This window comes from Carboxylicivirga sp. M1479 (assembly GCF_007097485.1).
Classification (GTDB): Bacteria; Bacteroidota; Bacteroidia; order Bacteroidales; family Marinilabiliaceae; genus Carboxylicivirga.
In genome coordinates, this window is the sequence record NZ_VKDE01000003.1 from 62,308 (window position 1) to 73,927 (window position 11,620).

The 11,620-nt window shown below is 38.6% G+C and carries 6 protein-coding genes; 4 read left to right on the top strand and 2 right to left on the bottom strand.

Annotation, left to right across the window (positions count from 1 at the left end):
* Positions 1-392 precede the first annotated feature (392 nt).
* Positions 393-2,948: an adenosylcobalamin-dependent ribonucleoside-diphosphate reductase gene (locus FNN09_RS03215; protein WP_143300043.1), complete on the top strand. Its 2,556-nt coding sequence runs from the start codon at positions 393-395 to the stop codon at positions 2,946-2,948.
* 88 nt (positions 2,949-3,036) lie between these two features.
* On the opposite strand, the gene FNN09_RS03220 is transcribed toward FNN09_RS03215, so the two are convergent.
* A complete protein-coding gene (locus FNN09_RS03220; protein WP_143300044.1) occupies positions 3,037-4,593 on the bottom strand; it encodes a bifunctional response regulator/alkaline phosphatase family protein in 1,557 nt (518 codons plus the stop codon).
* A gap of 65 nt (positions 4,594-4,658) precedes the next feature.
* Positions 4,659-8,069: a tetratricopeptide repeat protein gene (locus tag FNN09_RS03225; RefSeq protein ID WP_143300045.1), complete on the bottom strand. Its 3,411-nt coding sequence runs from the start codon at positions 8,067-8,069 to the stop codon at positions 4,659-4,661.
* A gap of 253 nt (positions 8,070-8,322) precedes the next feature.
* On the opposite strand from FNN09_RS03225, the gene FNN09_RS03230 reads away from it, so the two are divergent.
* From FNN09_RS03230 to FNN09_RS03240, 3 genes are all read left to right on the top strand, one after another.
* Positions 8,323-9,672 carry a sigma-54 dependent transcriptional regulator gene (locus FNN09_RS03230; RefSeq protein WP_143300046.1) on the top strand — a complete coding sequence of 450 codons (1,350 nt, stop codon included), beginning with the start codon at positions 8,323-8,325 and terminating at the stop codon, positions 9,670-9,672.
* 110 nt (positions 9,673-9,782) lie between these two features.
* A complete protein-coding gene (locus FNN09_RS03235) occupies positions 9,783-10,310 on the top strand; it encodes a hypothetical protein (RefSeq protein ID WP_143300047.1) in 528 nt (175 codons plus the stop codon).
* Positions 10,311-10,363: 53 nt separating this feature from the next.
* Positions 10,364-11,335 carry a transglutaminase domain-containing protein gene (locus FNN09_RS03240; RefSeq protein ID WP_143300048.1) on the top strand — a complete coding sequence of 324 codons (972 nt, stop codon included), beginning with the start codon at positions 10,364-10,366 and terminating at the stop codon, positions 11,333-11,335.
* Positions 11,336-11,620 lie beyond the last annotated feature (285 nt).

An 11,620-nucleotide genomic window follows, 5' to 3' on the forward strand; every position in this document is an offset into this window, starting at 1 on the left:
CGGCTTTTTTATTTTTTCTCTTTTAACAAGTTGTTGATAAGATTCCAAATTATGGATTTTGCGTGTGATTTTAAGAGCGGGATTTACTGTTCTTTGGGTTTTAAAACATTAATAATGCAGCAACTTCAAGGGTTTTGTAAAATGCAATAGTGTATGGTGGTTTTTATTGTTGTGTTGATAAAAAATATAGTTTTGGACAACTTTTTGAATTTGTAAAAATTCTAATGGAATGATAGTGAGGAGCGTGACCAAAAGTTTTGGACAACTTTTTGTGATTGTTGAAAACTAAAGTTGTTCGCGATTGATGGCTTTCCTACCTTGCAGTCATATAAAAGAGGGAATATAAAAACACTAAATACCATTTTATCAACGTCTTAAATTTTTGTGAGCAAATGGCTGTTAAAGAAATTGACCAAAAAACCGAAAATGTGAGTAAAACATTTACTAATGATGAAGCTTTTAAAGCATCGCTTGAGTATTTTCAAGGAGATGAGTTGGCCGCACGCGTGTGGGTTAATAAATATGCTTTGAAAGATTCAGATGGTAATATTTATGAGTCTAATCCTGATGAAATGCATTGGCGATTGGCTCGTGAGATTGCACGCATAGAAGAGAAGTATCCGAACCCAATGACAGTGACGAAGCTGTATGATCTATTAAAGAATTTTAAATACATCGTACCGCAGGGAGGTCCAATGTCGGGCATTGGTAATAATAACCAAATTGCTTCTTTATCCAATTGTTTTGTAATTGGAGATGATGGACCATCGGACTCATACGGTGGGATCATGAAGGTTGATCAGGAGCAGGTTCAGTTAATGAAACGTCGTGGTGGAGTAGGTCATGATTTATCACACATTCGCCCGAAAGGATCGCCAGTGAAGAATTCAGCGCTTACATCAACAGGCGTAGTGCCGTTTATGGAGCGTTTTAGCAATTCAACACGCGAAGTAGCTCAGGATGGTCGTCGTGGTGCTTTAATGTTAAGCGTATCGATTAAGCACCCCGATTCGGAGTCTTTTATCGATGCTAAAATGGAGCAGGGTAAAGTAACAGGTGCCAATGTGTCGGTTAAAATTGACGATGATTTTATGCAGGCTGTTGTTGATGGGGAAAAATACACACAGCATTATCCTGTTCATGCAAAAGATCCTAAGTACAAAAAAGATATTGATGCAACGGCTCTTTGGTCAAAGATTGTTCATAATGCATGGAAGTCGGCTGAGCCAGGTATCCTATTCTGGGATACAATTATTAAAGAGTCGGTGCCAGATTGTTATGCTGATTTAGGTTATCGTACTGTGTCAACTAATCCATGTGGGGAAATTCCATTGTGCCCCTATGATAGTTGTCGTTTAATCGCTTTAAATCTCTATTCATATGTAGAGAATCCATTTACTGAAAAGGCGAAATTTAATTTCAAATTATTCCGTGAGCATGTTGGTTATGCACAGCGTATTATGGATGATATTATTGATCTGGAATTGGAAAAGATTGATGGTATCCTGAATAAAATCAAGTCAGATCCTGAGAGTGCTGTTGTTAAACGTGTGGAGCGCGAGTTATGGGAAAATATCCGCCAAAAGGCCGATGAAGGACGTCGTACAGGTGTTGGTATTACTGCTGAAGGTGATATGTTAGCAGCGCTTGATTTACAATATGGTAGCGATGTTGCTGTTGATTTTTCGATTGAAGTTCATAAAAATTTAGCACTGGCTGCTTATGCTTCGTCAGTAGAAATGGCAAAAGATCGTGGTGCTTTCCCAATATACGATGCTCAAAAAGAGGTAAACAATCCGTTTGTTAAACGTTTGTTTGATGCTGATCCTGAGTTAGAGGCCAATATGAAAAAGTATGGTCGTCGTAACATTGCGGCCTTAACAATTGCGCCTACTGGTACTACCAGTTTGATGACACAAACAACTTCGGGTATTGAACCAGTGTTCTTGCCAGTTTATAAGCGTCGTCGTAAAGTGAATCCTAATGACTCAGAAACGCGTGTTGATTTCGTTGATGAAGTAGGAGATAGCTGGGAAGAGTATACTGTTTTCCACCATAAGTTTGTAACATGGATGGAGGCGAATGGATATGATACTTCAAAAAATTACTCGCAGGAAGAATTGGACGAGTTAGTAACCAAGTCGCCTTATTATGGCGCTACATCTAACGATGTGGACTGGATGAATAAAGTACGTATGCAGGGTGGTGTGCAGAAATGGGTAGATCACTCAATTAGTGTGACCATTAACTTGCCAGCTGATGCCACTGAGGAGCTTGTAGGTAAGCTGTATGTAGAGGCTTGGAGAAGTGGCTGTAAAGGAGTGACTGTTTATCGTGATGGAAGTCGTGCTGGTGTGTTAATTGCCAACGATAAGAAAGAGGAAACAAAAGAAACAGGTTTCCCTAAGAAAAGACCATTAGAGCTGGATGCCGATGTGGTACGTTTTCAGAATAATAAAGAGAAATGGATTGCCTTTGTAGGATTGATTGATGGTATTCCATACGAAATATTTACAGGTTTGTCAGATGATGAAGATGGTATATTATTACCTAAATCGGTACAAACAGGTAAGATCATCAAGAATAGAGAAGAGGATGGTACATCGCGTTACGATTTCCAATTCACTAACAAGCGTGGTTATAAAACAACTATTGAAGGGCTTTCGCATAAGTTTGATAAGGAGTATTGGAATTATGCCAAGTTGATATCAGGTGTATTGCGTCATCAAATGCCAATTGAGGGTATTATTGATTTGGTGGCTGGTCTTCAGTTGGATAGTGAGTCGATTAATACGTGGAAAAATGGTGTTGAACGTGCTCTTAAGAAGTATATTCCAGATGGAACAAAAGCTAAAAGAGGAAATTGTGAAAACTGTGGATCAGATGAATTAATCTACCAGGAGGGATGTTTGATTTGTCAAAGCTGTGGTTCTTCAAAATGTGGTTAATATCTGCCAAGTATGTAACCAAAGAAAAAGAGACATCGAAAGGTGTCTCTTTTTTTATAATGTAAATTTGCTTGAGAAATATTTGAAGCTACTTTTTACCACTTAAGGTAGCGCATGGAATAATAATTTCTTCGAGAGAAATGCCTCCGTGCTGAAACGTATCTCGGTAATATCCTACATAATGGTTGTAGTTGTTGGGATAGGCAAAGAAATCGTTATTGCAAGCAAAAATATAGGCTGTGGATACATTGTATCGTGGTAAATGCCCCTCGCTGGGATTGAGTATTTCGTATACCTCCTTTGATTTATAGGATAGGTTTTTACCTTGCTTGTATCGTAGGTTGGTGTTGACTGCTCTGTCGCCAATAACTTTAACAGGGTTTTGAACCCGTGTTGTGCCATGGTCAGTTGTTAATACAATTTTTACGTCTTCCTCTTTCAGGCGATGCAGTAACTCACGAAGTGGCGAATGCATGTACCACGACTGCGTTAATGAACGATAAGCTGCTTCGTCACGAGCCAGTTCTTTTATCATTTTTACTTCGGTACGAGCGTGCGACAACATGTCAACAAAATTAAAAACAATGGCATTTAAATCGTTTTTCAGTAGTTTGTGAAGATCATCCAGTAGGTTTTTGCCTGCATCGCTATCTGTTATTTTTCGATAGGCGTAGGAATTCTTCATGCGAAAACGCTCCAATAAAGTGCCTAGTAATTCACTCTCGTATTTATTTTTACCCTCTTCACTATCGTCATCAACCCAGTACTGTGGGTAATATTCTTTTATTTGTGACGGAAGAAGACCTGCAAATATAGAGTTGCGGGCATACTGGGTAGCTGTTGGTAATATGCTGTAATAGGGGCTGTCATCTTCAACTAAATAATCGTCGGATATAACTTTTTTCAATACTTCCCATTGGTCATAGCGAAAGTTGTCAATGACAATAAAGAATACTTTTTGTTGCTTGTTTAGATGAGGTAAAACTTTTTCTTTTACCAGGTTATGCGACATCAATGGTGCTTCATCTGGCTCATTCAACCACGATAAGTAGTTGCGCTTTATAAACTTAGTAAATGTTTGAGTGGCCTCGTTTTTTTGCATGCTCAGCACTTCATCCATAGTGCCATCGCCTTGTTCCAATTCCAGTTCCCAGTAGATAAGTTTTTTGTATACTTCGCTCCAGTCGTTGTGCGTGAATGAATCGTTAATTTGCAAGGCTATTTGACCAAACTGACTTTGGTAGCCCGAAGTAGTGGTTTTAGTAACTAAATCTCTTTTATTGAGGTGCTTTTTTATGGAGAGTAATATTTGCCTTGGATTAACAGGCTTAATTAAGTAGTCGGCTATTTGATTGCCAATTGCCTGATCCATAATATCCTCTTCTTCACTTTTGGTGATCATGATAACTGGCAGCTCTGAGCGTAACTCTTTGAGCTTTCCTAGAGTTTCCAGACCAGTTATGCCAGGCATGTTTTCGTCTAAAAAGATGAGGTCGTAAAACGATTTTTCAACCATCTCGAGTGCGTCATAACCATTGGTGGCTGTGTCAAGGTCGTAACCCTTTTCTTTTAAAAACAAGATGTGCGCTTTCAGGTGTTCAATCTCATCATCTACCCAAAGAATTTTGATTCCGCTCTCACTCATATGATGGCTGTTTTAAAAATGTATGTTAGGGCACAGTGTCAAAAACCGCACCATTCTCAAAGCTACTAATAGTTTGTTTTGAAGAAAGAGTCGTAACCTTCAATATCGATCAATTCTGTCATTTTTTTATAGTTGCTGCTAGAGATAGACCAAATATAATGCTCTTTTCGCGCGATATCACGTGTTAAATAAGGGTATTTGTCAATGCTTTTAATATAGGCATTAGCTTCATCGGCATTGGCAAAACCACTAATTTTAATCATGCGATATGAGCTACCCAAATCAAGCAAGGTAACTTTCTGGTCGGCTCCAAAATTATTTCGTGTGTGTGCAGCAAAACTCTTTTGTAGTTTATTGTAGTCAATTCGTGTTTTGCGAATAACAACAAGCACTTCATGCGATTCGTTTTTCGAAACTGAGTAGATCGATTTTGGCTCTTCTTTTACCGGTTCTTCCTCTGTGACTTGTTCTTTTTCAATAATTTCTTTTTGCTTGTTAGTGGCGTTTACAGTTGTTGTAGCGGCAGCAGACGCTTCTGTTTCGCCCACGCTCTTATTTGCTTCGGCATTTCCTACCTCTACTTCATTGGGTGGGTTAATTGTAGAAGTTTCTTTTTCCGCTTTGTTTTCTATAACCGTTTTTTCACTGCTGCTTTCTTCTTGTACAGGAGTCGAATCTTGTTCTTGAGGCTCTGCTTTGCGCATTACTTTTTCAAGTTCTTGCCTGTTGGCGTATTGCAAATAATACTTGTTGAAGAATTGGATGTAATCCTTAACCAAGCCTGATAAGTAGAACTTATTATGGTTGCTTTCAGATAAAACAACGATGTTGTCGTTTATTTTGTCAAAGCCGAAGAATTGTGGATTTTCGCGTAATCCATAGAAATAGTCCATTACCTCAACCCGATTGCTAAAGCCATCAATTACAACAATTGAAGAGCCGTTCAGTAGTCGCTGCTCTTGTATTTCAAAATCGTGCAATAAATAGCGAGAGAAGTTATAGTCGGCTACATGGTAAATGGCCCTGTTTAGGTTAGCTTCTTTAATGCCCATTACAACTACCTGGTAAGGTTCTTTCTCAACATATACAAAATCGGCCTGCTGTTTTAATGAATCAACATCTAGGTCATCACTAACTTGTGAACCAATTTGTCCTGGTGTTGCAGCAAATAAAGTGCCTTGCACAGGCGTTTTACCTTCTTCGATGTGCTTTAATAACTCTTGTGCCAATTGAGCTTCATCACTTTCTTTATCATTGTTGATGATGGTTGTGAGGTCCGTTTTGAAAGGCTCAACTTGCCCATTTTTACCATAGGATAATCCTCGTAGTAAAAGGTACTTGTTGGTTAGCTGGCTGTCTTCATTGGTGTTGGAGATGGCCAAATTACTTTTGCTGATGACCTCATTGAAACGACCAAACAAAAAGGCCTCATAAGTGGCTTCATAGCTTTTAGATTCCTGCTCTTTTTTATCCAGTATCTTCTTCAGAAAGTCCGGATCGTTCAGATAGGCCACAAAGCGATGGTCAGGAAATTCATTCTCAATCTTTTCTTTGGTGGCCAACATGCCAGCTTCGTCATTGTTTAAACGATAAGCATTGTAGAGGGCAATTAAGGCTTCATCACGCGATGACGATTCGGGATATCGAGCTATGAGTTCTTCTAAGGACTCAATGGCTTTGTCGTAGTTTTGTAGGCGATCCATAAATACCAAGCCAAGCTCCAATAAAGCTGCTTCTATTTTATCGTCAGATGCTTGCCTGTCTGAATCGGATAAAGGAATGTCGGCCAATAGCTGTTCACGAGTTTGTACCGTAAAACTTTCATTTGCGTTTTGGCTTTCTCCATCTTCACTGCTTTGTTCCTGTGTGGGATTATTAGTGTTTTGTCCGCCAAACGGATCATCTGGCATTGAAAGTTGATCCTCATCATTTTCTTCTTCTTCGGCAATTTTACTTTTGTCCTTTCTTCGCCAGTTATCCTCTTGCTTTCTTTTGCCCCAACGCTTTTCAAACTCCATTTTACCCATGCCCATTGAGTTCTGGTTGTAGAAATACCACTTACCCGTTTGACCCATGTTGTTTGATGTATTATTATTTTGGTAGAAAAAAGCATCACTCATACTTTCTTCTTCCTGCATTTTTTGCAAGCGTTTTTGCTCAGCCTCTTGCTCGGCAATCAAATCATCGAGGTAGGCATATAACACGGGTTGACTCATGTCGGCTAGGCGTTGCAAACTATCCTCGCGTTCAACGGTAAGCAAGTGATCGATTAAACCACTTAAACCATAATGGCGTTCTTTCAGCTCTTCAATCTCCTCATAATCCTGGTTGATAACAGTTAGAGCGCTGTCGTAGTAGAAGTAGGCATTCGCAAAGTCCATGTTGGAATAATAGATTTCACCAGCTTCGCGGTAAGACAATCCTTTTTGGTTCGCATTATCAACGCTGGCATTAATCGATTTTCTATAATTGCTTAATGCTTCTGCTTCGTCATTCTCTTGTTGAGCCACTCTACCAAAAGCATAGTAAATGCGATCGAGGTACTCAGTGTTCTTTTTGTCCTTGCGTAGTTTGTTTAATTCCTTTTTGACAACCGCAATATCGGCATTGGCATAAATAATTGATGCCTGATTAACCTTGGCGTTAAATGTCATTTCGTAGTCGGTACTGGCTTTGGCAACATAGGCAAACGACTCGGCTGCTTTTTGTCGTTGATCGTTTTGTAGGTAAAGTTGACCAAGTATATAGGAATAGCGCAAGCGCTTTTGCTTGCTTTTATGGTTTAAAACGGCATTGTTTAAGTAAGGAATGGCATCGACATACTTTTCCTGCGCTAATAGCAGGTTGGCATATGTTGACATGTAGTCGGCATAAAACTCAAGAGGAGCATTGCCCCCCAGGTCATAGCTTTCAAGTGCTGCCTGTGCTCCGATGTAATCGCCTTTGTCCGTATAGGCTCGTGCCTGCCAAATAAGTGCTTCGTAAAACGATTCTGTGTCAGGAAAGTCGCGCACTACTTTTTGCAAGGTTCTGATGCCAAGCGACTGTTCGTGCTTGTAAATTTGTGCTTTACCAATTAATACATAGGCATTATCTACCCATTTGTTAAATTCCTTTTTGCTGTAAAATTCGGCTGCATAGGCATTGTTTCGCGAACGCTTTTTAGGTTTAGCCGTTATCGAGTGTTTTTTAATGAGTTTTTGTCCTTTCTCAATGGCTCTGTCCATATCGCCGCTGGCCACGCTTGCTGCATCGGGATCTGATGATTCAAAAACAGGCAGGATATTTGAATAATCGTTTTCATAGCCATCAATAATGGCCTGATCGCCTGTTTTGAATGCCTCCCTGCCGTTAAAATAAACATTATAATAGGCTGTTAAGTCGTGGTAGTTGCGGCTCAACCAGGTATTCTTTTTAGTGCTACATCCCCAAATGGAAAAAAGAATAAGTATGATGCTGATTTTTCTAAAAATCATGTATTTGTATCGGCTTTAGGTCCTTAGGATTAATCTCTTTGATCACAATTTATGCAAAGAGGCACCTTTGATTTATCAAAAATAATAGCTTTTGTATAAGTATTAGCGTTTTAACTAACTAAACTGCTATTTGACAAAAATATTTCATTAATCATCAAAAATTGCCTCTACGAGCAAAAACTATTTTTAAATTTACCAATTAGCAATTAAAAGAGCATCTTTTTAGGCTAATATACTGTAATGCCAACCAACTATGAGAATTAATATTATTGAAGATGATCGGGTTTTTAATAAGCTTATTGAGCATACGCTTAAGCTTAATCCTGATTATGAAGTTTCCACCTTTTTTAATGGTAAAGATTTCATAAAAAACCTGGGAGATAATCCTGATGTGGTAACGCTTGATTTGGGTTTGCCAGACTTTACGGGTAATGAAATTCTAAAGAAAATTAAGCGCTTTAATCCTGAAATAGATGTGATTATCATTTCAGGACAGGACGATATTTCAACAGCTGTACAGTTGCTGAAAGAGGGCGCTTATGACTACATTACCAAAGATGAAAATATCAAGGACCGCTTGCTGCATGCGATTAATAACATCAGAACGCAAAAGTCCTTAAAGAACGAGATTACACAACTTAAGACGGTAATTGGTAATAAATACGATTATAAAAATGCCATCATTGGCGACAGTCCTGCCATAAAAGCTGTTTACGCTTTAATTGATAAAGCGGTTAATGTACCCAATATTAATGTGTCGGTATATGGCGAAACAGGTACGGGAAAAGAGCTGATTGCAAAAACGGTGCATTATAATTCTCCTCGAAAAGATAAACCTTTTATTGCTGTAAATATGGGAGCTATCCCACGTGAGCTTATTGAAAGTGAATTATTCGGACATGAGAAAGGTGCTTTTACTGGCGCCATCAATACCAAGAAAGGAAAGTTTGAAGAGGCTGACGGTGGCACTGTTTTTCTCGATGAGATAGGGGAAATGGATTTTAATCTACAGGTTAAGTTGTTGAGGGTGCTGCAGGAGCGTGAGATTACGCGAGTAGGGGGTAATGCGGTGATTAAGATTAATACGAGAATAATAACAGCTACTAACAAAGATTTGGCTGAGGAATCGCGCAAGGGTAATTTTCGGGAAGATCTGTACTATCGTTTGCTGGGATTGCCAATTCACTTGCCTGCACTGAAAGATAGAAATAAAGATGTGCTGTTGCTGAGTGCTTTCTTTTTGAAAAGCTTTTGTAAAGAAAATGGTTTGAAGAAGATAGAGGTAACCTCGCGAGCCAAGAAAAAACTCTTATCCTACAACTTTCCAGGTAACGTGCGCGAATTAAAAGCCATTATTGAATTGGCTGCTGTTCTTACCAATGATAATTTGATTGATGAAGAGCATATTGTATTCAGCTCAACCCAAGGCGAAATGGAGATGTTTGGTCGTGAAATGACCCTTAAGGAGTATAACGAATCTATTATTTATCATTTTTTGAAAAAGTATAATAACAATGTACTGAAAGTGGCAGCTAAGCTTGATATTGGTAAGTCGACCATTTACAATTTGATAAAGCGAGATAAGGAGCAAGAACAGAATTAGTATTAATAGAGGTAGTTGTTCCCCGTTTTATTGCTTCTGGTTTTTTATACGGGAGCATGATTAATTTACTTAAGAACTCCATTTGTCAAATGAAAGCAAATTATAATCATATGAAGAAAATATTACGAAATTTAGCATTCCGAGCAGCTGCTGCGTTCGCATTATCTCATATATTAGTAAAAGCTGCTTATGCCTTGTATGGCGATAAGTTATTCTATCTGGGAGAAACGGTTCTTGCTGCTTCACTGGTATTTATTGTTTTTTATGGTCTTTTCTATTCATTGGCCTGGAGTACATGTAAGCCAGTGGCGCAATTTATTGAGTCGGAAAGTAATAGTATTCCCAAGTTTGGATCGACAGAACTAAAAGAGATAAGTCATGAGGGAGTTGATGGCGGTATAGAGCGTTTTGTGGCGCGAATAGATGAACATTTTGTTGTTAGCAGGCTCGACGTCGAGAATCAGTTTATAAAGTGTTTTCAACAGCCGACTTTCACTTCATGGGGTTTGGCTTATGTTATAAAAGTAGAAGATCAGAAGTTGTTGATTCACAGCTTTCCGTTTATTGGTGATTTAGGTGTACGCCGTTTGCGTAAAAAGGGACTTGATCAAATTGAGGCTTGCATTCCATACTTTTAGCAGTTAAATTGATGGGGCACAAATAGTGCTTTGTTTCAAATTAACTAAATTATATGAAAAAGCTCTCGTTTTTATTCGGATTAACAATACTTGCATTTGTGGCTACCGCGCAAATTGAACAAAGTATTATTGATAAGATTAGGACATACCCTGTGGCGTATGATCATTATGAGTCTTTAGCTCAGCAAATACAAAATGATTTTGACACCGAAGAGTCACGAGCAGCAGCAATATTTACCTGGATAGCGCTCAATATACAATACGATACCGACTCTTATTTTTCCAGTCATCCCAAAACAATTTCCTATTCATACCGAACCGAAGAGGAGCGTAAACGAATTGAACGGTCTATTCATGAAATGTTGGCCGAAGCCACTATTCAGGATGGAAAGGGAGTGTGCCAGGGCTACTCCGAGTTATTTCGTGTTTTGTGTTTAGAGTGTGGTATTGAAAGCAAGATTGTGTCGGGTTACTCTAAAACCAAACCAGAGGAAATAGGACAGAAGTTAGGTTACGCTGATCATGCCTGGAATGCGGTAAAGTTGGGAGGCGTTTGGTACTTATTGGATGTTACCTGGGCAGCTGGATATGTGCATCCGCGTTTTCAGGAGTTTGTGCCTAAGTTTAATCCCGTTTATTACAAAACCAAACCTGAGCTTTTCTTCCTCAACCATTACCCCAATGATACCAAGTGGATATTGAATCGTTATCGCGAAAGCCAGTTTGTGAATATTCCTTTGGTAACAAGTGCCTATTTGTCGAAAGGCATGAAGATTAATTCGCCCAAAAAAGGGATTATTAGCAAGGTAAAAGGAGGGATTATAAAAATTGAAATCATTACAGATGAACTACTCAATACTTTTAGCTACCGATTCAATGATCAGATATATATGGAAGAAGTGAACGGTGAGCGTGTTGATGAAAAATTAGTTCTGACGATTCCTGTTGAGGATCGTAAAAGCGGTTATCTGCACATAATTGCTGATTTTGAAACACTAGTGACCTATAAATTACAATTGAGGTAGTAGACAGCTTTTAATTTTTCTTTATAAGTCTTCTTAAGAATTTGAAAAGCAATGATCAATACGGATGACATCCGTAATTTTTACCTTTACCGAGGATATTTGTCTCTTTTTTTTAATGATTCTTCTGTCGCATATTAAAAAGTCCTAAATCATTCATTTCCCAATCTTGTATCCCTCATCATTTTAATAAGTTTTACTAATTTCGCACTTTGAATAAAGTATCCTTAAGATTGGACGTAATTCTGCGAGAGTCTGCGTTATCTGCGGGAAATTATTATGGAAAAA

Coding starts and splice junctions, on each gene's coding strand:
- FNN09_RS03215 (WP_143300043.1), top strand. CDS start 393: ATGGCTGTTAAAGAAATTGACCAAAAAACCGAAAATGTGAGTAAAACA.
- FNN09_RS03220 (WP_143300044.1), bottom strand. CDS start 4,593: ATGAGTGAGAGCGGAATCAAAATTCTTTGGGTAGATGATGAGATTGAA.
- FNN09_RS03225 (WP_143300045.1), bottom strand. CDS start 8,069: ATGATTTTTAGAAAAATCAGCATCATACTTATTCTTTTTTCCATTTGG.
- FNN09_RS03230 (WP_143300046.1), top strand. CDS start 8,323: ATGAGAATTAATATTATTGAAGATGATCGGGTTTTTAATAAGCTTATT.
- FNN09_RS03235 (WP_143300047.1), top strand. CDS start 9,783: ATGAAGAAAATATTACGAAATTTAGCATTCCGAGCAGCTGCTGCGTTC.
- FNN09_RS03240 (WP_143300048.1), top strand. CDS start 10,364: ATGAAAAAGCTCTCGTTTTTATTCGGATTAACAATACTTGCATTTGTG.